This window comes from Pseudomonas sp. B611, assembly GCF_055407965.1.
Map to the genome: position 1 here is coordinate 369,446 of NZ_JBUZST010000004.1, position 21,053 is coordinate 390,498.

A 21,053-nucleotide genomic window follows, 5' to 3' on the forward strand; every position below is an offset into this window, starting at 1 on the left:
CATGAGCGATACCCTGAACCGCGTGGCCCAGGTGCTGGAAGACCGCAAAGGCGCGGACGCCGACAGCTCCTATGTCGCCAGCCTGTACCACAAGGGCCTGAACAAGATTCTGGAAAAACTCGGCGAAGAGTCCATCGAGACGATCATCGCCGCCAAGGACGCGCAGCTCAGCGGCGATTACAGCGATGTCATCTACGAGACCGCCGACCTGTGGTTCCATAGCCTGGTCATGCTCGCCCAACTGGGGCAGCACCCACAGGCCGTGCTGGATGAACTGGACCGTCGCTTCGGCTTGTCCGGGCATGCCGAAAAGGCATCGCGCCCGTCCGCCTGAATAACTTTTACTGAGGATTTGCAGCATGGGTATTTTTGACTGGAAACACTGGATCGTCATTCTGGTGGTGGTGGTATTGGTATTCGGCACCAAGAAACTCAAGAACCTCGGTACTGACGTCGGCGAATCGATCAAGGGCTTTCGCAAAGCCATGAACGACGACGAAAAACCTGCCGACCCGGCCGCCAACCCAGTGCCACCGGCGCAGCCTGTACACCCGCAGGCCGCCCAGCCGATCACCGAGCGTCGTACCTTCGACGTGCAGGCTGAGAAAGTCGAAGAGCCGACCCGCAAAGACTCGTGAGCACTGACTAATGTTTGGTATCAGCTTCTCTGAACTGCTGCTCGTCGGCCTCGTGGCCCTGCTGGTACTGGGGCCGGAACGCCTGCCCGGTGCCGCACGCACGGCCGGCCTGTGGATCGGGCGCCTGAAACGCAGTTTCAACGCGATCAAACAGGAAGTTGAACGGGAAATCGGCGCCGACGAGATCCGCCGGCAACTGCACAACGAACACATCCTGTCGCTGGAGCAAGAGGCCCGCAAGATCCTCTCGCCGGTCCAGGAGCCGGCCAAGCCGGTCGAGCCTGTGGCCGAACACAGCATCGCGCCTGCACCCGCCGCACCCGCTGCCGAAGCCACGCCCGTTGCGCCCACCGAGCCAGCACCGGCGCCCGTCGCGGCGCCTGCTCCCCATGACCCTACATTGCCGCCGCGAGCCCCATGAGCGCTGATAAACCGGAAAACGACCAGCATATGCCGCTGGTCTCGCACCTCACCGAGCTGCGTACCCGCCTGCTGCGTTGCGTAGCGGCGATCTTCATCATCTTTGCCGGGTTGTTCGCCTTTACCCAGCAGATCTACACCTTCGTCTCCACGCCACTGCGCCAGTACCTGCCGGCCGGCGCGACGATGATCGCCACCGACGTGTCGTCGCCGTTCCTCACGCCGTTGAAACTGACGATGATGGTCTCGCTGTTCCTCGCGATCCCGGTGATCCTGCATCAGATCTGGGGCTTTATCGCACCGGGCCTGTACAAGCATGAGAAGCGCATCGCGGTGCCGTTGCTGGTGTCGAGCATCTGCCTGTTCTACACCGGCATGGCGTTCGCCTACTTCCTGGTGTTCCCGCTGATCTTCAAATTCTTCGCCGCCGCCACCCCGGCCGGTGTGGAAATGATGACTGACATCACCAGCTACCTCGACTTCGTGATGACGCTGTTCTTCGCCTTTGGCGTGGCCTTCGAAATCCCCGTGGCCGTGGTGCTGCTGGTGTGGATCGGCGTGGTCAACGTGGCGTACCTGAAGAAGATCCGCCCGTACGTGATCATCGGCTGCTTTGTAGTCGGCATGATCCTCACGCCGCCGGATATCTTCTCCCAGACCCTGCTGGCCGTGCCGATGTGGATGCTGTTCGAGATCGGCATCCTGTTCAGCGGCTTGATCAGCAAGCGTGGCGAACACCCGGATGACCAGCCTGCCGACGACGACCAGCCGCCAGCGACCCAGCCGTGAACCTGCTGCTGCTTGAGGAGGCCGACTTCATCGCGGCCGACCGTGTGGTGCTGCGCGACCGGCGCCTGGTGCACATGCAGGAAGTCCACCGCGCCGCTGTAGGCGACAGCCTGCGCGTCGGCCGTATCGGCGGGCTGATGGGCAATGCCCAATTGCTGCGCCTGGAGGCCAGCGAAGCAGAGTTGCAAGTCAGCTTCGACCTGCCGCCCCCGGCAAAACTACCGCTGACTTTGCTGCTGGCCCTGCCCCGCCCGAAAATGCTGCGCCGAGTCCTGCAAACCGTGGCGGCCATGGGCGTGCCCAAGGTCGTGCTGCTCAACAGTTATCGCGTGGAAAAAAGCTTCTGGCAGACGCCGTTCCTGGAGCCCGAGGCGATTCGCGAGCAACTGATCCTCGGCCTGGAACAGGCGCGGGACACGGTGCTGCCCGAGATCATTATCGAGAAGCGCTTCAAGCCGTTCGTCGAAGACCGCCTGCCGGCCATGGCTGAAGGCACCCTGGGCCTGATCGGCCATCCCGGTGATTACCCGTCGTGCCCGCGCGGGCTGGATGAGCCGGTGACCCTGGCCATTGGCCCGGAAGGTGGCTGGATTCCCTACGAGGTGGACCTGCTGGCCAAGGCTGGCCTGCAACCGGTGCAGTTGGGCGCGCGCATCCTGCGGGTTGAAACCGCCGTTACTGCCCTGCTCGCCCGCCTGTTCTAACCCAACCCCAAACAACACCGCAGTCTCCATGTGGGAACTGGCTTGTGTGGGAGCTGGCTTGCCTGCGATAGCGGTCGGTCAGCTTGCACACTTACTGCTGATACTCCGCCATCGCAGGCAAGCCAGCTCCCACATTTTTGATCTGTGCCAAGTCGGGAAACTGAGTACATCACCCCAACATTTGACCTAGATCCTACAGATCAGCCCTACGCTGCCGATAAGCTCTGAATAAGTCCAAGCCTTGTTCCAGGGGAGTTCGCAGCATGTATCGTTGGTTAGCCGAAAAGCTGGGGAATGTCAGCGTCAAATCCAAGCTGGGTGTAGGTTTTGGCCTGGTATTACTGCTCACACTCATGATCACCTTCACCGGCTGGAGCGGCCTGAGCGGCGTGATCAGCCGAGGTGACAAGCTGGGCTTTATCTCCAGCGTCAATGAGCTGACCAAGGACCTGCGCCTGGCGCGCCTGGACTACGAAATGCGCCGTGGCGAACAAGGCCCCGCAGCCGTCAACGCGCTGTTGGTGCAACTGGAAGCTGGCCTGAAAACCGCTGACAGCCTGATCGATCAGCCCGCCGACAACCTCCTGGTGGACGACCAACTGGTCGCCGTCGATCAATACCGCCGCGCCTTCGAGGCCATGGTCCAGGCCGCTGCCAACCGTGAAAACGCGCGCAGCAAGCTGGGCGACACCGCCGACAACGCGGTGGCCAAGGTCGGCGAGATCGAGAAAGCCCTGCTGCAAGGCGACAGCGTCAGCCAGTTCAACAGCGTGGTGGACCTGAGCAAGCTGATTCAACAGGCGCGCTTCCAGGTGCGCGGCTACACCTACAGCGGCAAGGTCGAAGCCGAGCAGCCTGCACTGGATGCCATCGACAACGCCCTGAAGAAAATCACCAGCCTGAACGGGCAAATCCCTGATCAATATTCGACCAACCTGCAACAGGCCAGCGTTTCGCTGCAAGCCTACCGCGCGGCTGTCAGCCAGTACCGCGACTCCCAGGTGGCCACCGCCGCGGCGATGAAAATCATGGCCGAGCAGGGCGACATCCTGCTCGACCGCAGCAAAAAACTCACTGTGTCGCAAACCGTGGTGCGTGACACCGATGCCGCACAAGCCAAGCAACTGTTGGCGCTGGCCACTGTGCTCGCGCTGGTCTTCGGCCTGATCGCCGCGTGGGCCATCACCCGCCAGATCATCATCCCGTTGAACCAGACCCTCAAAGTCGCCGAGCGCGTGGCCTCCGGCGACCTGAGTCACAACCTCGACTCCGCACGCCAGGACGAACTGGGCCAACTACAACGTGCCATGCAAAGCATGACCGTGGGCCTGCGTGAGTTGATCGGCGGCATCAGCGACGGCGTCACTCAGATCGCCAGCGCCGCCGAGCAACTGTCGGCCGTGACCGAACAAACCAGCGCCGGGGTCAACAGCCAGAAAGTCGAGACCGACCAGGTCGCCACCGCCATGAATGAAATGGCCGCCACCGTGCAGGAAGTGGCGCGCAACGCCGAGGAAGCTTCCGAAGCCGCCGTCGCTGCGGACCAGCAAGCGCGCGAAGGCGACAAGGTGGTCGGTGAAGCCATCGCCCAGATCGAACGCCTGGCCACCGAAGTCGGTAACTCCACCCTGGCCATGGGCGATCTGAAACGCGAAAGCGACAAGATCGGCAGCGTCCTCGATGTGATCAAGTCCGTGGCCCAGCAAACCAACCTGCTGGCCCTCAACGCCGCGATCGAAGCCGCCCGCGCCGGTGAGGCCGGCCGTGGCTTCGCGGTGGTGGCCGATGAAGTGCGCAGCCTGGCCCAGCGCACGCAGAAGTCCACCGAAGAAATCGAAGAACTGATCGTCGGCCTGCAAAACGGCACCCAACAAGTGGCGACCATCATGGACAACAGCCGCGGCCTCACCGACAGCAGTGTCGAGCTGACCCGCCGCGCTGGCGCCGCACTGGGCAATATCACCCGCACCGTCTCGACGATCCAGGCGATGAACTCGCAGATCGCCACCGCCGCCGAGCAACAGAGCGCCGTGGCCGAAGAGATCAACCGCAGCGTGCTGAACGTACGGGATGTGTCGGAGCAGACCTCGTCGGCCAGCGAAGAGACCGCCGCGTCCAGTGCCGAGCTGGCTCGCCTGGGTATTTACCTACAAACCTTAGTCGGACGCTTCCGCACCTAACCAACCATTTGTGAAATTTCCTACGTAGTTATCAGCCCGGCATCACTCCGAATCGAATTAGCGTTTGTCTTGTTACGAAACGCTTTTTCAGATTCGGAGGTTAATCATGTTTCCTCGGCTGACCCGTTTGCTGGACAACGTCAATGTCCGCCTGAAGCTTGCCCTGGGTTTCGGGCAAGTCCTGATACTTAGCCTCGCCATCGCTGTGACCGGCTGGCAAGCCTTGAATGCCGTGCTGTTTCGCTCAAGCAACTTGACGGCCCTGGGGCAATTGGCAACTGTCGCCGAGGGCATGCGCGCGGACCGTATCGTGTATCGCACCCTGACGGACTCTGCCAGCTTGGGCAAAGTCGCTGCCCGGGTCGACAAGGTCGAACAGCACCTCGCTTACCTCTCCAGCCACCTCAAGGACCCGGCAGACCTGCAACCCGTGCAGGACAGTCTGCGCCTGGTCGAGGGGTTCAAGAGTGCCCTTGCCGAACTGCCCCCGCTGATCCAGCAGCGCGAAGGCAGCCGTGGCCCGCTGAAGAAAATCAGCCTCCAGGCCAGCGACACGCTCGCCCAGGTCGCTAGCGAATTGCCTGACCAGAACGACCAGAACGCCTTGGACGCCATCGAGAAACTGCGCCAAGCCATGGAACAGGCCGAAGACCGCGCCCAGAGCCCTGCCTGGGCAGCGTCCTCGCTGGATGCCTATGCCGATGAGGTCAGCCAGTCACTCGCCGCCCTGGAGGCCGCACAGGCCGCAGTCACCCAACTGCCGGTAGACGCCGCACTGCTCAAGACCGACCTGGCCAATTACCGCGAACAGCTGCTCAAACTCAAGGAGATCCAGCTCACCACGGAAGCCGTGCAGAACCGCTTTGAACACCAACTCGACGAGCTGCTGGAACACAGCAATCTGCTCAGCCAGAGCCAGATGGTGAAACGCGAAACGGAAGCCGAACACACCCGCACGCTGCTCATCAGCGTGACCGCCGCCGCCCTGCTGCTGGGCGCCCTGGCGGCCTGGTGGATCGCCCGGCAGATTGCCGTGCCCCTGCGCGAAACGCTGGCGGCGGCCAATCGTATCGCCAAGGGCGACCTGAGCCACGACATCCACGTAGAGCGCCGCGACGAACTGGGCAGGCTGCAACAGAGCATCGGGCAAATGACCGGCAACCTGCGCACCCTGATCAGCGGTATCGGCGACAGCGCCCGGCAGATCGCCAGTGCAGCGACGCAGCTATCCAGCGTCACTGAGCAGACCCGCGACGGGATCAACAAGCAAAAAGACGAAACCGATCAGGTCGCCACCGCCATGAATGAAATGCTCGCCACGGCCCAGGAAGTTGCGCGGCATGCGGAACAGGCCTCCGTCGCCGCCACCGAGGCGGACCGCCAGGCCGATGCTGGCGACAAGGTAGTCGCGCGGGCAGTTGACCAGATCGGCCAGCTGGCCAACGAAATGGCGCTGTCCAGCCAGGCGATGGCGGCGTTGCAGCAAGAGAGTGAGCAGATCGGCAGCGTATTGGATGTGATCAAGTCGGTGTCCCAGCAAACCAACCTGCTGGCCCTGAACGCCGCCATCGAGGCGGCACGTGCCGGCAGGGCTGGTGAAGGCTTCGCCGTGGTGGCCGACGAGGTTCGCAGCCTGGCCCAACGCACCCAGGAATCCGCCGAGGAAATCGAAGGCCTGATCCAGCGCCTGCACAACGGCACGCGGCAGGTCGCCAGCCGCCTGGACAGCAGTCGCAACCTGACCGACAACAGCGTCAGTCTGACCCGCGATGCCGGCGACGCACTGGCCGAGATCGCCCGCACCGTGTCGATCATCCAGGAAATGAACCCGCAGATCGCCGCCGCCGCCGAGGAGCAAAGCGCGGTGGCCGAAGAGATCAATCGCAGTGTGTTGAAGGTACGCGATGTGTCCGAACAAACCGCCGCCGCCAGTGAAGAGACGGCGGCGGCGAGTGTTCAGCTGACGCGATTGAGCGTGGACTTGCAGGCGCTGGTGGGCAAGTTCAGGTTCTGACCTTGTGGCGAGCGAGCTTGCTCGCGCTGGGGTGCGAAGCAGCCCCAAGACCTGGCACCGCGCGTTATCTGAAAAATCGCGGTGGCCTTATTGGGGCCGCTGCGCGGCCCAGCGCGAGCAAGCTCGCTCGCCACAAAAAGCCCATCCATCCGACGGAGAGTTATAGAACTTGGCGCAGGAAGGCCTGGGCACGCGGGTCTTTCGGCGCGTCGAAGAACTCGGCCGGGGCCGCGTCTTCCAGCAGTTTGCCGTGATCGAAGAACAACACCCGGTCGGCCACTTCACGGGCAAAGCCCATTTCGTGGGTGACGCAGACCATGGTCATGCCTTCCAGGGCCAGGGTCTTCATCACGTCCAGCACTTCGCCGACCATTTCCGGGTCCAGCGCCGAGGTGGGCTCATCAAACAGCATCACCTTGGGTTCCATGGCCAGCGCGCGGGCAATCGCGACCCGTTGCTGTTGGCCACCGGAAAGGCGCGAGGGAAACTCATTGGCCTTCTGCGCAATGCCGACCTTTTCCAGCAACGCCAGGGCCTTGGCCTCGCGCTCTTTTTTGCCGCGCTTGCGCACGACTTTTTGCGCCAGGCAAAGGTTTTCCAGCACGGTCATGTGGGGGAACAGGTTGAAGTGCTGGAACACCATGCCGACTTCGCGACGATAGGCGTTCACGTCGGTCTTCGGGTCGGCCAGTTGCAGGCCGTCGATGCTCACCGAACCCGAGTCGAACTCTTCCAGGCCATTGAGGCAGCGCAGGAAGGTGGACTTGCCGGAGCCCGACGGGCCGATCACCACCAGCACTTCGCCCTTGGCCACCTGGGTGGTCACGTGGTCCACCGCGCGCACCACATGGCCGCGGGTGTCGAAGACTTTTACCAGATCGCGGACTTCAATCACTTTGCGCGAGCCTCCGCTCAAGCCGGCTGGCCATTTTCGACAGCGGCAGGTTGATCAACAGGTACAACCCTGCAACGCAGAACAGGATTTCAAACGGCGAGAACGAGGTGGTGATCACTTCGCGGCCGCTTTTGAGCAGTTCGGTGATGGCAATCACCGAGACCAGCGAGGTGTCTTTCACCAGGCTGATAAATTGCCCGGCCAACGGCGGCAGCACGCGCTTGAACGCCTGCGGCAACACCACATGGCGCATCGACTGGCTGGCGCTCAGGCCCAGGGAGCGGGCGGCTTCGTTCTGGCCACGGGTAATGGACTGCACGCCGGCGCGCACGATCTCTGCCACGTAGGCGCCGGTGAACAGCGACAGCGCGGCGATCCCGGCGAATTCCCGGGACAGGTTAAGCACCGTGCCGATAAAGAAATAGAAGATGAAAATCTGCACCAACAGCGGCGTTCCGCGCACCAGTTCGACGTAGATCGTCGACAGATCGCGTAAGGTCGGGTTATTGGACAGCCGGCACAAGCCGGTCGCCAAGCCGATCGCCAGCCCCAGGATGCCGGACACCACCGATAGCCACAGCGTGGTCCACAAACCCCACATCAACGGGCCCAACGCCCAATGCCGGGTCACGCCGATCACGTCGCCTTCGGCCACGTCATCGCCACGCGCCACTTGCAGGCTGTTGTCGGCCACAGTCAGCTTTTGCTCGGCACCCGCGTCGTTGCGCAGGGTCACTTCGGCGACATCGCCTTTACGCACCAGCTCGACCACGGTGGAAATATCCGCCGCGCGCTGGGACGTTTCAGCCTGGTAGGCGAAGTACTGCGGTACGCGGTTCCAGCGCCACTCGTAAGACATCAACGAGGTGGCGTAGTACAAGGCGCCGGCCAGGCCAACCAGCACGACCACGGTCAGCAGGTGCCAGGGCCATTGGGCTTTTTTCTGTTTCATTTAACTTTCCGCGATGTGTGTTGCCTGTGAGGCCGCCATCGCGGGCAAGCCCGCTCCCACATTTTGCTGTGTGAACACGGTCAAATGTGGGAGCTGGCTTGCCTGCGATACAGGCAACTCGGTCTAGAGCCTTATTCCATGTCCTTGAGCCACTCGGAGCTCTTGAACCACTTGTCATGGATGCGATCGTAGGTGCCGTCGTTACGGATCTGGTGCAGGAAGTTGTTGATGAAGTTGATGCTGTCGTAATCGCCTTTCTTCAGGCCGAACGCCAATGGCTCGAAGGTGAACGGTTCTTCGAGGAACACCAGCTTGCCGTTACCGACTTTCTTCTCGGCGACCACGTTGTACGGCGCGTCATACACAAAGGCATCAGCCTTGCCGTTGACCACGTCCAGCACGCCTTCTTGCTCATTGTCATAGCCGTGGTACTTGGCTTTGGAGATCAGCTTCTTGGCGACCATCTCACCGGTGGTGCCCAGCTTGGAGGTCAGGCGGTATTTCTCGTCATTCAGGTCTTTGTAGGACTTGATGGTGCCTTCCAGGTCCTTGCGGATCAGCAGGGTCTGGCCAACCACGATGAACGGTTCGCTGAAGTTCAGGCGCAGGTTACGCTCCTGGGTCAGGGTCATGCCGCTGCCGATCATGTCGAACTTGCCGGTCAGGAAGGCCGGGATGATGCCGTCATAACCGGTGGACACCAGCTCCAGCTTGACGCCCATGGACTTGGCCATGGCCTTGAGGATGTCGACTTCGAAGCCGATGATTTCACCGCGCTTGTCAGTCATTTCGAATGGCATGTAGGTCGGGTCCATGCCGACTTTCAGCGTGCCGCGCTTGACCGCATCGTCAATCGCACCGGCCTGGGCCGCATTGGCCGCGACCAGCGCGGTGACGCCGAGCAGCAGCATCGAAAGATACTTTTTCATCATCAAGTCCCCTGAACGATTCTTATAAGGTCGGCGCACAAAAGGGCTGCACCATAACGGGGTGCGATCCTAACCCACTCGCTGCCCGTCACAAAGGTTTCACGGGTATTTGTTGTCGGCGTATGTCAGAAAAACCCCACAGACGCCGGGGGAACCGCAGGGGTAGACGCTTCAGCGACCGTGCTTGGCAATCGGCTGATATGTAAGCAGTTATGACTTTCACTCAACGTCTGCCATCCAGGCCGTGTCCTTGAACCACTTGTCGTGCAGCCGATCATAGGTGCCGTCCTGGGCCACCTGGTTGAGGAAGTGATTGATCCAGTTGAGGCTGTCGTAATCGCCCTTTTTCAGGCCGAACGCCAGGGGCTCGTAGGTAAAGGGTTGTTCAAGGGCATACAGACTGGCGTTTTCCGGTCGGCTAATGGCGATCAGGTTATAGGGCGCATCGTGGACAAACGCATCAGCCTTGCCCTCCACCACTTGCCGCACGCCTTCTTCCGGCGTGGTGAAACTGTTGAGCCGGGCCGCCCCCAGGAACCGTTGCGCCGCCAGCTCCCCGGTGGTGCCTTCCGTGGCCGCGATCCGGTAGCCCGCCTCATCCAGGTCTTCGATGCTGGTGACCTTGCCCGCCAGGCTGGGGTGCAGCAACACGGTCTGGCCCACCACCATGAAGGCATCGCTGAAATTCAGCTTGAGGTTGCGTTGCTGGGTGACGGTCATGCCGCTGCCGATCAGGTCGAAGCGTTTCGCCAGCAGCCCCGGCAGCAGCTCCGTGTAGGGCACCGCGACCAACTCCAGCTCAACGTCCAGGGCCCGGCTCATGGCGTGGAGCAAGTCGACTTCAAAGCCGACAATACGCCCCTGCCGGTCGGTCATTTCAAAGGGTACATAGGTGGGCGTGGTACCCACCTTGAGCACGCCGCGCCGCACCGCGTCATCCAGGGCGCCGGCAAACAGCGGGCCATTACCCATCAATGCGACAGCGCCAACCAACAACGCCGAACAATACCTTTTGAACATGAATATCCCCGTGACGAATCAAATTTGCGGGGCGATGCTAACCCAGCCGCAGGCACGGCAATACGCCTCGAAAGAGGGAGTTTTGTTTCGAAATAACAAGGAGTTAGCGCTAACAGGAAGAAGCGCGAAACGCTGTAGGACCAGCGTTTCAAAAGCCCCCGGAGTGAACCCCCGGGGGCGTCTGAATCAGGCCGGCTGGGCCTGGGAGACTTGCGGTTGCAGCGGCAGCAACGGTGCGTGCGGATCAGCCTTGATCGATTCACGCCACGCCCCCAGCCACTCGGCATGCCCTTCGTTCCAGACCTGCTCGTGCAGGCGGGCCAGGGCGACCGGGTCACTGAGCAAGGCCACACGCTCGCCGTTGTTGAGGCCGGCAGGGCCGACTTTCAACGCATGGCGAACACGCTCGGCGCGCAGGTACTCGATCGGCTCCGCTTCGCGGTGACGTGAGGTCGCCAGGGCACAGGCCAGGGCGTTCTGCTGCGGGTCGACCACGGCCCGTACAAAGCCGTCGTTGAGCGCATGCCAGCGGTTTTCGTGGGTGTACTTCTCGGTGGACAGCAGCGCCTGCGGCGGATTGTATTCCTCAGGAATCAGGAACAGGCTCTCGTCGCGGGACTTGAGGCCCAGCTTGACCCGACTGGAAATCACCGAGACCGGGATCGACAGCATCAGCGAACCGACGATCGGCACCAGCCACCACAGGAAGCTCGGGTTCAGCCATACCACCAACAGTGCCCACAGGAAGCCCAGCACAGTTTGCGGACCGTGGCGCTTGACCGCCTCGCTCCACGGCGTGGAGTCGTCGTCACGCTGTGGCGAGTTCCAGGTCGCCGCCCAGCCGAGGAACGCGGCCAGGACAAAACGGGTGTGGAAGATCATCCGCACCGGCGCCAGCAGCATGGAGAACAGCATCTCCAGCAGCATCGACAGGGTCACCTTGAACTTGCCACCGAACTCTTTCGCGCCCTTGGCCCAGATCAGGATGATGCTCAGCAACTTCGGCAGGAACAGCAACACGATGGTGGTGGAGAACAGTGCCACCGCCTTGTCGGGATGCCATTGCGGCCACAGCGGGTACAACTGGCGCGGGGCCATGAAGTACTGCGGCTCCATCAGGGTGTTTACCGCCAACAACGCGGTGGACAACACCAGGAAGAAGAACCACAACGGCGCCGACAGGTATGACATCACGCCGGTCAGGAACACCGCGCGGTGTACCGGGTGCATGCCTTTGACGAGGAACAGGCGGAAGTTCATCAGGTTGCCGTGGCACCAGCGACGGTCACGCTTGAGTTCGTCCAACAGGTTCGGCGGCAGTTCTTCGTAGCTGCCCGGCAAATCGTAGGCAATCCACACGCCCCAGCCGGCACGGCGCATCAGCGCGGCTTCAACGAAGTCGTGGGAGAGGATCGCACCGGCGAACGCGCCTTTGCCCGGCAACGGCGCCAGGGCGCAGTGCTCGATGAACGGCTGCATGCGGATGATCGCGTTGTGACCCCAGTAGTGGGATTCACCCAGCTGCCAGAAGTGCAGGCCGGCGGTGAACAGCGGGCCGTACACACGGGTGGCGAACTGCTGCATGCGCGCATACAGGGTGTCCATGCCCGACGCACGCGGCGCGGTCTGGATAATCCCGGCATCCGGCGTGGCTTCCATCAGGCGCACCAGGCTGGTCAGGCACTCGCCGCTCATTACGCTGTCGGCGTCGAGAACGACCATGTACTTGTAGTCACCGCCCCAGCGACGGCAGAAGTCGTCGAGGTTGCCGCTTTTGCGTTTGACGCGACGGCGACGACGGCGATAGAAGATCTTGCCGAAACCACCGGCTTCACGGCACACGTCGAGCCAGGCTTGCTGTTCGGCGATGCAGATGTCGGCGTCATTACTGTCGCTGAGCACGAAGAAGTCGAAGCGGTCCAGGTCGCCCGTGGCGGCCACCGATTCGAAGGTGGCGCGCAGGCCGGCGAATACGCGGGGCACGTCTTCGTTGCAGATCGGCATCACCAGCGCGGTGCGGGCGTCCTTTGGAATCGGCTCGTCACCGGCACTTTTACCGGAGATGCGGTATTTATCGTGACCGGTCAGCAGTTCCAGGAAGCCCATCAACGCGGTCCAGAAACCGGCCGAGACCCAGCAGAACAAGATCCCGAACATGATCAGGATGCTGGTTTGCAGGGCGTAAGGCAGGACCTGGGTGGCGGTTTGCAGCAGGGTCTGGTTGCGGATTTCGTCGAAGTCGACGAGCGACCAGCCCTGGTACGGCATGATGCCTTTCATGTACCAGCCGGCAACGATGGTCTGGCCGAGCATCAGCACCAGCAGGATGTAGCGACGGATCGAACCCACGGTACGCCAGCGCGCAGCCGGCAGTACACGTTCGTCTTTCGGCGGTTTCGGCGGGTTGGTGCGACCGGTCATCCGGCGCCAGCCGCGTACCAGGATGTTGGTGCGCCAAGGCTCGGGCACCACTTTGGTCCGACGAATCGGCGGCGTGGCTTTCAGGCACACGCGGCCTTCGGCGTCGAGCACGAGCATTTCGGCGTCTTGCAGTTCTTCGGCACTGTTGAGCAGCAGCCGAGAACCCACCGACGCTTGGGCGGCGTCGGTCGGGGCGTCGAAGGTGGACGACGACAAGCGTTCATGCAACTCGCTGAAAGACTTGCAGCCCGCCAGCTCGGCGCGCTGCTCGGCAGTCATCGGGAGGTGCGCCAGGTACTCTTGCAGAGTCTCTGGCGTGGCTTGGGAATTACTCATCGGCAGGCAACTGATAGCTCCAGGTCTCGGTCAGGACTTGTTCGGTCTTGATCGGCTCCGGTGTGGCTGGGGCAGCTTCTGGCTGCTTGTCTTTCGCGTCTTTTGCGTCTTTCTTGGCCTGCTTCTCGTGTTGCTTGGCCAGCACTTTGTCGGCTTTGAGCACGTGGCTCGAATCCTTCTCAGGCTCAGGCTTGGCGATGTCTTGCACCAGGGCCGCACGCATTTCGGTCGGCTTGCCTGCGTCTTTGATCTTCATGCGCAGGGTCAGGCGCCAGCCTTTGGTGTGCTCGTTGTAGCGCACACTGTTTTCAACCAGTTCAGCGTTGTCGCCAACACTCACCTGGCTACGCACCGGGGCGTCCGCCGGCAGCGCCTTGAGGGACGGGCCCTCGAAGTCCACCAGGTAGGCCACGCTGCCGTCCGGCTGACGGATCAGGTTGGACTGCTTCACGTCACCGGTGGAACGCAGGGTCTGCTTGACCCAGGCGCTGTCGGCCGGGTGCAGGGATTTCTCGTCCATGGTCCAGTGCAGGCGGTAGGCGACGTCCAGCGGCTCGCCCGGTTTAGGCAGCTCGGCCGGGCTCCAGAAGGCAACGATGTTGTCGTTGGTTTCGTCGGCGGTCGGGATCTCTACCAGGTCAACGGAGCCCTTGCCCCAGTCGCCTTCAGGCTCGATCCAGGCGCTTGGGCGCTTGTCGTAGTTGTCGTCGAGGTCTTCGTAGTGGCTGAAATCGCGGCCACGTTGCAGCAGGCCGAAACCTTTCGGGTTTTCGACGGTGAAGTTGCTGACCGACAGGTGTTTAGGGTTGTTCAGTGGGCGCCAGATCCACTCGCCGTTGCCGGCATGGATCGACAGACCGCTGGAATCGTGCAGTTCACGACGGTAGTTGAGCACCTTGGACGGCTGGTTCGCACCGAACAGGAACATGCTCGTCAGCGGGGCCACGCCCAGTTTGCTGACCTTGTCGCGCAGGTACATCTGGGATTTCACATCGACAATGGTGTCGGTGCCCGGACGCAGGGTCAGGCGATACGCGCCGGTGGCACGCGGGGAATCCAGCAGGGCAAAGATCACCAGCTGTTTTTCACCTGGTTTCGGACGCTCGATCCAGAACTCGGTGAAACGCGGGAATTCTTCGCCAGACGGCAACGCGGTGTCGATCGCCATGCCACGGGCGGACAAGCCATAGGCCTGGCCCTTGCCGACGACGCGGAAGTAGCTGGCGCCGAGCATGGTCATGATTTCGTCTTGCTTGTCGGCCTTGTTGATCGGGTACAGCACACGGAAACCGGCATAACCCAGTTGTTCGGTGGCTTTTGGATCAAGCTTCATGTCGCCGAAATCGAAACGCGATGCGTCATATTTGATTTCGTTGACGCTGTCGGCCGTGACTTCGTTGATTTTCACCGGCGTATCGAAGTGCATACCCTGGTGATAGAAGGACAGCTTGAATGGGGTGTTCTGATCGGCCCACTCAGCTTTTTCGTTGCGGAAACGAATCTTCTGGTAATCAGCGAATTTCATTTCGCGGAATTCGTTCGGCAGATTGCTGCGCGGCGCTTCGTATTTCTGCCCGGCCAGCTCTTTAGCCTTGGCCGACACATCATCCAGACTGAATGCCCACAGTTGACCCGCGCCGAACAGGCAAAACAGGGCAGAGCCCGTCACCAGGGCGTTTCGTAACCGTTTGGCAGACAATTTTGGTGCATTACAGGGACTAACAATCACGAGCAACCCTCGCCGAAAACAGATCAAAAAACCAACGGCCAGCTATCTATATGCCAGGTTGGCGAGCATTGTTCCGACTCCCCTGGGGCAAAATGATTCCCCATTGGCAGTCGGACAAGTCTCTACCTAAGTCAAAAATGGACCAAACAACGCTGATCCCCGTAGCGCGCGATTATCTAGTAGCCCGCGAGACAACGCATCAGGGGCAACGAAGTATTTGTAGTGAAAACCTGCGTTTTTAGGCATTAAAAGTCGTTTTTAATACATTCATGTCTGGAGCAGGAAGGTCACAGGGCCATCATTGACCAAATGCACCTGCATATCGGCGCCAAAACGCCCCGACCCCACCTTGCCATGCAATTGTTGCGCTTGTACCAGCAAATGCTCGAAAAGCGCCGCGCCCAAGGCCGGAGGGGCCGCCGTGGAGAAGCTCGGCCGCAACCCGCTCTTGGTATCCGCCGCCAGGGTGAACTGCGATACCAGCAACAATCCGCCATCGATGTCCTTCAGCGACAGGTTCATCTTGCCCTCATCGTCGCTGAACACCCGATAGTTAAGCAGCTTGTGCAACAGTTTGTCGGCGCTCTCGGGCGTATCGCCCGGTTCGACCGCCACCAGCACCAGCAAACCCTGGTCGATGGCCCCGACAATTTCGCCCGCGACCTCGACCCGGGCGCCGCGCACCCTTTGTAACAAACCTTTCATGCTTCTTCGGGCGGCAGGTCGAGCAGGCGCCGGGCCATCTCGCCGGTCGCACGCACCAACGCATCGGTAATACCGGGCTCGGATGCCGCATGCCCAGCCTCGCGAATCACCTGCAATTCACTGTTGGGCCACGCCTGATGCAGCTCCCAGGCGTTATCCAACGGGCAGATCATATCGTAGCGGCCATGGATGATTACGCCAGGCAGATGGGCGATCTTGTGCATGTCGCGAATCAGCTGGTTGGGTTCCAGGAAGGAGTTGTTGGTGAAGTAGTGGCACTCGATCCGCGCAATCGACAGCGCGCGCTGCGGCTCGGAGAAACGCTCCACATGCTGCGGGCTCGGGCACAGGCCGAGCATGCGCCCTTCCCAGCCGGACCAGGCCTTGGCCGCGTGCATCTGGGCGATCTGGTCGTTGCCGGTGAGGCGCTTGTGGTAGGCCGCGATCATGTCGTGGCGCTCCTCCGGCGGGATCGGTGCGATGTAGTCCTGCCAGTAATCCGGGAACAGGCGGCTGGCACCGGCCTGGTAGAACCATTCGATGTCCTGCGGGCGGGCGAGGAAGATGCCGCGCACGATCAGGCCAAGCACACGCTCAGGGTGGGTTTGCGCGTAGGCCAGGGCCAGGGTCGAGCCCCAGGAGCCGCCGAACAGCACCCATTTGTCGATACCCAGGTGTTCGCGGATGCGCTCAAGGTCGGCGACCAGGTCCCAGGTGGTGTTGTTTTCCAGGCTCGCACGGGGGGTGGAACGCCCGCAGCCACGCTGGTCGAAGGTGACGATGTGATACAGGTTCGGATCGAAATAGCAGCGGCTGTTGGCATCGCAACCGGCGCCAGGGCCACCGTGGATGAAGACGACAGGCAAGCCTTCGGGGGAGCCACTTTCGTCGACGTACAGGGTGTGCGTGTCATCGACGGCCAGATCGTGCCGGGCGTAGGGTTTGATCTGTGGAAACCAAGTCTGCATTGCGCGCTCCGTAAGGGGTCGGGTTCATCCCTGGGGGGACGTCTTTTATTTTGCCGTCTGGCACTATAAACCCGAATTGTGCAATGAGCATGTCCTTGAGCGCTTAGACCTGTGTCAGCCCTTGGCTCCTCAGGTAACCCAGCAGGTAGTCGTAGAGTTGATCCACCTCCGCCACCTGCCGCCGCGCCCGCAGGCAGCCGTGCACCAGGCCTTTGCCGGGATACAGCAGCGTGTCGACGCCGGCCGCCTGCAAGCGTTCGGCGTACAGCCTGCCGTCGTCGCGCAAGGGGTCGAACTGGGCCACGGCGATGAAGGCCTTGGGTAAACCGCTGAATGTTTCAGCCAACAACGGCCTGGCGTAGGCCGAGGATGTCCCGCCGTCTGACAGATACAACGCCAGGTAATCGAAGGTATCTGCCGTACTCAGCAACGGCGCATCCGCGCAATCACGACGCGACGGTAAATCCGCCGGGCCACCCAGCCCCGGGTAGATCAGCGCTTGAGCCAAGGGCAACGGCTGCCCGTCGTCACGCAAGCCCAGGCATAACGCCGCCGCCAGATTGCCCCCCGCGCTATCGCCCGCCACCACCAGGCGCTGGCGGTTGATGGCATGCGGCCCCTGCCCCGCCTGGATCGCCTGCCACACGCGGCGGCAATCTTCATACGCCGCCGGGAACGGGTGTTCAGGGGCCAAGCGGTAGTCGATGGCGATCACCAGCACCTGTAGCGCAGTGGCCAGTTCAAAGCAGATGAAGTCGTGGGAATCCAACCCGCCGACCACCCAGCCGCCGCCGTGCAGATATAGAAGGCAAGGCCAGCCGTTGGAAGGGGTGGCTGTGGTGGGTCGATAACTGCGCACGGCTACGCCGCCCAGGGAAAAATCTTCGATGAGCAGGTCTTGCGGCGATGGCGGGGTGAAGGCCTGGCACATGCGGTTGTAGTTCTGGCGCAGGCTGGCCAGGGAGGTGTCGGTGGTGGTGAAGGATTCGGTTTTATCCACAAAGGCGCGCATTGGCGAAGATATCGGGTAGTGGGACATGCATAGACTTCCCTGACGATGGAGATCAACTGTGGGAGCTGGCTTGCCTGCGATGGCGGTGTGCCAGGCAACTTTTGATTAACTGATATACCGCTATCGCAGGCAAGCCAGCTCCCACATTGCCCCTCTTTGTTTGATTTACCGTGTTTGTTTCAGGGTTTGAGGCTGGCCTGCACAGCCGCTACGCCATCCCGGCCATCAAACGTCGTCACCCCGGCCAGCCAGCGCTGCAAATCCTCGGGATGGTCGCGCAACCACTGCCTGGCCACATCCTGCGGGGATTGGCGCTCCATGATCGGCACCATCAACTGGCTCTCCTGGGCAGCCGTGTAGGTGAGGTTTTCCAGCAGGCGGTTGGCATTGGGGCAGCGCTCGGCGAAGTCCGGCGCGGTGACGGTGGACACGGTGGCGCGGCCTTCGTCGGGGCCGAACACGTCCTCACTGCCGGTGAGGTAGGCCATTTTCATATTGATGTTCATCGGGTGCGGCGTCCAACCGACAAACACCACGAACTCCTTACGGTTCACCGCACGCTGCACCGCCGCCAGCATCCCCGCCTCACCGGAGGCCACCAGCTTGAAGCCGCCAAGGCCGAAGCGGTTGGTGTCGATCATTTTCTGGATATCGGTGTTCGCGCCGCTGCCGGGCTCGATGCCGTAGAGCTTGCCGCCCAGCTTGTCCTTGAAGCGAGCAATATCGGCAAAGGTTTTCAGGCCCGCGTCGGCCACGTATTGCGGCACGGCGAGGGTCGCCTGGGCGTCGGCGAGGCTGGGTTTATCAAAGACCTTGACCTGTTTGGCGGCGAGGAACGGCGCGATGTTGTTGTCCATCGCCGGCTTCCAGTAGCCGAGGAAAATATCCAGGCGCTTATCGCGGATGCCGGCAAAGATGATCTGCTGCACGGCGCTGGTCTGCTTGCTGTCGTAGCCCAGGCCATTGAGCAGCACGTCGGCCATGCCGGAGGTGGCGACCACGTCGGTCCAACTGACCACGCCCATGCGGATGCTTTTGCAGGAAGCGGGTTCGGCGGCCATGGCGTGTGCGCTGAACAGGGCGGCGCCGATCAGGCTCAACAGGTTTTTTTGCATGGAGGCGGTCTCACTCGGCTGTTGTTATTCCACAACCTTAACCAGTGGGGCCTGGGTGCACACGAACTGAGGCGACGGGCAGTTGCACTGGGGCGACTGTGAGGCCGTCATCGCAGGCAAGCCAGCTCCCACCCTTGACTGCACTCCAAAGTTGGAACGCGGTCAACTGTGGGAGCTGGCTTGCCTGCGATAGCGATTTCAGCCGTAACGCTTCTGCCCCCAGGCCAACAACCCTTCCAACAGCTGCTTCAATACCACCCGCGTCGGCTCAGCCAGATCCGCCCGATAGCGAAACGGCTCAATCTCCTCCATATACGTGCACTGTCCCAACTCCAGCTGCACGGCATGGATATCCTGCGCCGGGTTGCCGTAGTGACGGGTGATATGCCCGCCCTTGAAGCGCCCGTTCAACACATGGCTGTACTGCGGATGCCCGGCGCAGATGGCTTCCAGTTGGCTGGCCAACTCGGGATCACAGGCAGCGCCATTGAAAGTGCCGAGGTTGAAGTCCGGCAGCTTGCCGTCGAACAGGTGCGGGATCACCGAGCGGATCGAGTGCGCATCAAACAGCAACGCATAGCCGAACTCGGCCTTGAGCCGTGCCAGTTCCTCCTGCAGCGTGCGGTGATACGGGCCCCAAATTTTCTGCAAATAACTGGCGCGCTCGGTCTCGTTCGGCTCCAGCCCTTCGCGAAACAACGGCACACCATCGAACAACGTCGCCGGATACAGCCCGGTGGTGGCGCCGACATACAGCGGCTTGTCGTCGGACGGCCGGTTCAGGTCGATCACAAAACGCGAATACTCCGCCGCCAGGGTGCTGGCACCGAGTGATTCGGCAAAGTCATACAACGTGGGGATATGCCAGTCGGTGTCCGGCAGGCTTTGTGCCTCGGGGATCAACCCGGCCTCGACCGCAGGCGTCAGGCGCAGACCCGCGTGGGGCATGCTGATCAGCAGCGGCACCCGGCCTTGTTTGAAGTTCAGAACCTTATCCACAACCCTACTCCTCAGACGGTGACATCGACGCCGTGGCGCACAACGCGTTTATCCAGTTCGCCGCCCAGCCAATAGGCCAGATCGGCAGGACGATCAATCTGCCAGGCGACAAAGTCCGCGACCTTGCCCACTTCCAGGGAGCCGTGGGTGTCGCCCATGCCCAGCGCCGTCGCAGCATGTTGCGTGGCGCCGGCCAGGGCTTCTTCCGGGGTCATGCGGAACAAGGTGCAGGCCATGTTCAACATCAGGCGCACCGACAACGCCGGCGAGGTGCCGGGGTTGAGGTCGCTGGCGATGGCAATCTTCACGCCGTGCTTGCGCAGGGCGTCCATCGGCGGCAACTGGGTTTCCCGCAGGAAGTAGAACGCCCCCGGCAGCAACACGGCGACGGTGCCGGAGGCGGCCATGGCGATGGCGTCTGCTTCGGTCATGAACTCCAGGTGGTCCGCCGACAACGCGTGATAACGCGCCGCCAGGCTGGAGCCGTGCAGCGACGAGAGTTGCTCGGCGTGCAGCTTCACCGGCAGGCCCAAGTGCTGGGCGACCTTGAACACCCGCTCGACCTGCTCGGTGGAGAACGCCAGGTACTCGCAGAACGCGTCCACCGCGTCCACCAGCCCTTCTGCTGCCAGGGCCGGCAGCATTTCGCTGCAGATGTGTTCGATGTAGTCGTCGGCGCGGTCCTTGTACTCCGGCGGCAAGGCATGGGCCGCCAGGCACGTGGCACGCACGCTGACCGGCAGTGCTTCGCCAAGGCGACGGGCCACGCGCAGCATCTTGCGTTCGTTGGCCAGGTCCAGGCCATAGCCGGACTTGATCTCCACCGTGGTCACGCCGTCGCGCAGCAAACTGCGCAGGCGTTTGTGGGCGCTTTCGAACAGTTCATCTTCGCTCGCCGCGCGGGTAGCGCGTACGGTGCTGGCAATCCCGCCGCCCTTGGCCGCGATGTCGGCATAACTCACGCCCTCAAGGCGCTGCTCGAATTCGCCACTGCGATTGCCACCGAACACCGTGTGGGTGTGGCAATCGATCAGCCCGGGGGTAACCCACGCGCGTTGCAGGTCGTGAACCTGCGCATAGTCACCCTGGGGCAGTTCGGCCAAGGGGCCGATCCACTCGATGAGCGCACCTGCGGTGACCAGGGCAGCATCCTCGATGATCGAGTATTTGCCGCCCGCCATGGTTGCGACGTGGCAGTGTTGCCAAAGCGTTTTCATCAACGCCTCC

General features: G+C 61.9%; 18 protein-coding genes and 2 pseudogenes. 8 read left to right on the plus strand and 12 right to left on the minus strand.

The features are described from left to right. Position 1 precedes the first annotated feature (1 nt). The 8 genes and pseudogenes from ACZRMO_RS12380 (at position 2) to ACZRMO_RS12415 (ending at position 6,745) form a co-directional block, all read left to right on the plus strand. Positions 2–334: a phosphoribosyl-ATP diphosphatase gene (locus ACZRMO_RS12380; RefSeq protein WP_058423691.1), complete on the plus strand. Its 333-nt coding sequence runs from the start codon at positions 2–4 to the stop codon at positions 332–334. A 25-nt stretch (positions 335–359) separates the two neighbouring features. After that, the gene (locus ACZRMO_RS12385; RefSeq protein WP_017738835.1) at positions 360–638 is read left to right on the plus strand and encodes a twin-arginine translocase TatA/TatE family subunit; all 279 of its coding nucleotides are present in this window, start codon (positions 360–362) and stop codon (positions 636–638) included. Positions 639–648: 10 nt separating this feature from the next. Beyond that, the gene (gene tatB / locus ACZRMO_RS12390; protein WP_124525433.1) at positions 649–1,059 is read left to right on the plus strand and encodes a Sec-independent protein translocase protein TatB; all 411 of its coding nucleotides are present in this window, start codon (positions 649–651) and stop codon (positions 1,057–1,059) included. Next, a complete protein-coding gene (tatC, locus tag ACZRMO_RS12395) occupies positions 1,056–1,847 on the plus strand; it encodes a twin-arginine translocase subunit TatC (protein ID WP_124525432.1) in 792 nt (263 codons plus the stop codon). Before tatB ends, tatC begins: the two co-directional genes overlap by 4 nt. Then, complete coding sequence (locus tag ACZRMO_RS12400) at positions 1,844–2,551, plus strand: 16S rRNA (uracil(1498)-N(3))-methyltransferase (RefSeq protein ID WP_463973041.1); 708 nt, start codon at positions 1,844–1,846, stop codon at positions 2,549–2,551. Before tatC ends, ACZRMO_RS12400 begins: the two co-directional genes overlap by 4 nt. 353 nt (positions 2,552–2,904) lie before the next feature. Further along, positions 2,905–3,825 (plus strand): annotated as a pseudogene (locus ACZRMO_RS12405) (methyl-accepting chemotaxis protein); the annotation flags it as partial. Positions 3,826–4,026: 201 nt separating this feature from the next. Further along, positions 4,027–4,731, plus strand: coding sequence for a methyl-accepting chemotaxis protein (locus tag ACZRMO_RS12410; RefSeq protein ID WP_463973084.1), 705 nt, complete (start codon positions 4,027–4,029; stop codon positions 4,729–4,731). A gap of 106 nt (positions 4,732–4,837) precedes the next feature. Next, positions 4,838–6,745: a methyl-accepting chemotaxis protein gene (locus ACZRMO_RS12415; protein ID WP_463973042.1), complete on the plus strand. Its 1,908-nt coding sequence runs from the start codon at positions 4,838–4,840 to the stop codon at positions 6,743–6,745. 160 nt (positions 6,746–6,905) lie between these two features. Here the strand turns inward: ACZRMO_RS12415 and ACZRMO_RS12420 are convergent, their stop codons facing one another. The 12 genes and pseudogenes from ACZRMO_RS12420 to hutI all read right to left on the minus strand — a co-directional run bounded on the left by ACZRMO_RS12420 (position 6,906) and on the right by hutI (position 21,043). Then, the gene (locus ACZRMO_RS12420) at positions 6,906–7,640 is read right to left on the minus strand and encodes an amino acid ABC transporter ATP-binding protein (RefSeq protein ID WP_017738829.1); all 735 of its coding nucleotides are present in this window, start codon (positions 7,638–7,640) and stop codon (positions 6,906–6,908) included. Next, the gene (locus ACZRMO_RS12425) at positions 7,633–8,592 is read right to left on the minus strand and encodes an amino acid ABC transporter permease (protein ID WP_017738828.1); all 960 of its coding nucleotides are present in this window, start codon (positions 8,590–8,592) and stop codon (positions 7,633–7,635) included. Before ACZRMO_RS12425 ends, ACZRMO_RS12420 begins: the two co-directional genes overlap by 8 nt. 131 nt (positions 8,593–8,723) lie before the next feature. Continuing rightward, complete coding sequence (locus ACZRMO_RS12430; RefSeq protein WP_026137058.1) at positions 8,724–9,521, minus strand: transporter substrate-binding domain-containing protein; 798 nt, start codon at positions 9,519–9,521, stop codon at positions 8,724–8,726. Between the two features lie 219 nt (positions 9,522–9,740). Further along, positions 9,741–10,541 carry a transporter substrate-binding domain-containing protein gene (locus tag ACZRMO_RS12435; RefSeq protein WP_463973043.1) on the minus strand — a complete coding sequence of 267 codons (801 nt, stop codon included), beginning with the start codon at positions 10,539–10,541 and terminating at the stop codon, positions 9,741–9,743. A 148-nt stretch (positions 10,542–10,689) separates the two neighbouring features. Then, a pseudogene (gene mdoH, locus ACZRMO_RS12440) lies at positions 10,690–13,298 on the minus strand (glucans biosynthesis glucosyltransferase MdoH). Next, positions 13,291–15,027: a glucan biosynthesis protein G gene (locus ACZRMO_RS12445; protein WP_463973044.1), complete on the minus strand. Its 1,737-nt coding sequence runs from the start codon at positions 15,025–15,027 to the stop codon at positions 13,291–13,293. Before ACZRMO_RS12445 ends, mdoH begins: the two are co-directional and overlap by 8 nt. Positions 15,028–15,294: 267 nt before the next feature. Next, positions 15,295–15,732, minus strand: a complete 438-nt coding sequence (gene dtd, locus ACZRMO_RS12450) for a D-aminoacyl-tRNA deacylase (RefSeq protein WP_017738823.1) — start codon at positions 15,730–15,732, stop codon at positions 15,295–15,297. Beyond that, positions 15,729–16,700 carry a prolyl aminopeptidase gene (pip, locus tag ACZRMO_RS12455; protein ID WP_463973045.1) on the minus strand — a complete coding sequence of 324 codons (972 nt, stop codon included), beginning with the start codon at positions 16,698–16,700 and terminating at the stop codon, positions 15,729–15,731. The genes dtd and pip overlap by 4 nt, the downstream gene beginning before the upstream one ends. A gap of 103 nt (positions 16,701–16,803) precedes the next feature. Next, a complete protein-coding gene (locus tag ACZRMO_RS12460) occupies positions 16,804–17,739 on the minus strand; it encodes an alpha/beta hydrolase (RefSeq protein ID WP_463973046.1) in 936 nt (311 codons plus the stop codon). Positions 17,740–17,891: 152 nt separating this feature from the next. Further along, a complete protein-coding gene (locus tag ACZRMO_RS12465) occupies positions 17,892–18,827 on the minus strand; it encodes a choline ABC transporter substrate-binding protein (protein ID WP_463973047.1) in 936 nt (311 codons plus the stop codon). A 198-nt stretch (positions 18,828–19,025) separates the two neighbouring features. Beyond that, positions 19,026–19,826 (minus strand): N-formylglutamate deformylase, encoded by an 801-nt coding sequence (hutG, locus tag ACZRMO_RS12470; RefSeq protein WP_463973048.1) that lies wholly within the window; start codon positions 19,824–19,826, stop codon positions 19,026–19,028. An 11-nt stretch (positions 19,827–19,837) separates the two neighbouring features. Continuing rightward, positions 19,838–21,043 carry an imidazolonepropionase gene (gene hutI, locus ACZRMO_RS12475; protein ID WP_463973049.1) on the minus strand — a complete coding sequence of 402 codons (1,206 nt, stop codon included), beginning with the start codon at positions 21,041–21,043 and terminating at the stop codon, positions 19,838–19,840. Positions 21,044–21,053 lie beyond the last annotated feature (10 nt).

Bases quoted from the DNA above. Each gene is read 5' to 3' on its own strand.
- ACZRMO_RS12410 (WP_463973084.1), top strand. From the start codon at position 4,027: ATGGCCGCCACCGTGCAGGAAGTGGCGCGCAACGCCGAGGAAGCTTCC.
- ACZRMO_RS12425 (WP_017738828.1), bottom strand. From the start codon at position 8,592: ATGAAACAGAAAAAAGCCCAATGGCCCTGGCACCTGCTGACCGTGGTC.
- ACZRMO_RS12385 (WP_017738835.1), top strand. From the start codon at position 360: ATGGGTATTTTTGACTGGAAACACTGGATCGTCATTCTGGTGGTGGTG.
- ACZRMO_RS12430 (WP_026137058.1), bottom strand. From the start codon at position 9,521: ATGAAAAAGTATCTTTCGATGCTGCTGCTCGGCGTCACCGCGCTGGTC.
- hutI (WP_463973049.1), bottom strand. From the start codon at position 21,043: ATGAAAACGCTTTGGCAACACTGCCACGTCGCAACCATGGCGGGCGGC.
- ACZRMO_RS12435 (WP_463973043.1), bottom strand. From the start codon at position 10,541: ATGTTCAAAAGGTATTGTTCGGCGTTGTTGGTTGGCGCTGTCGCATTG.
- dtd (WP_017738823.1), bottom strand. From the start codon at position 15,732: ATGAAAGGTTTGTTACAAAGGGTGCGCGGCGCCCGGGTCGAGGTCGCG.
- ACZRMO_RS12465 (WP_463973047.1), bottom strand. From the start codon at position 18,827: ATGCAAAAAAACCTGTTGAGCCTGATCGGCGCCGCCCTGTTCAGCGCA.
- ACZRMO_RS12460 (WP_463973046.1), bottom strand. From the start codon at position 17,739: ATGTCCCACTACCCGATATCTTCGCCAATGCGCGCCTTTGTGGATAAA.
- pip (WP_463973045.1), bottom strand. From the start codon at position 16,700: ATGCAGACTTGGTTTCCACAGATCAAACCCTACGCCCGGCACGATCTG.
- tatC (WP_124525432.1), top strand. From the start codon at position 1,056: ATGAGCGCTGATAAACCGGAAAACGACCAGCATATGCCGCTGGTCTCG.
- tatB (WP_124525433.1), top strand. From the start codon at position 649: ATGTTTGGTATCAGCTTCTCTGAACTGCTGCTCGTCGGCCTCGTGGCC.
- ACZRMO_RS12415 (WP_463973042.1), top strand. From the start codon at position 4,838: ATGTTTCCTCGGCTGACCCGTTTGCTGGACAACGTCAATGTCCGCCTG.
- ACZRMO_RS12380 (WP_058423691.1), top strand. From the start codon at position 2: ATGAGCGATACCCTGAACCGCGTGGCCCAGGTGCTGGAAGACCGCAAA.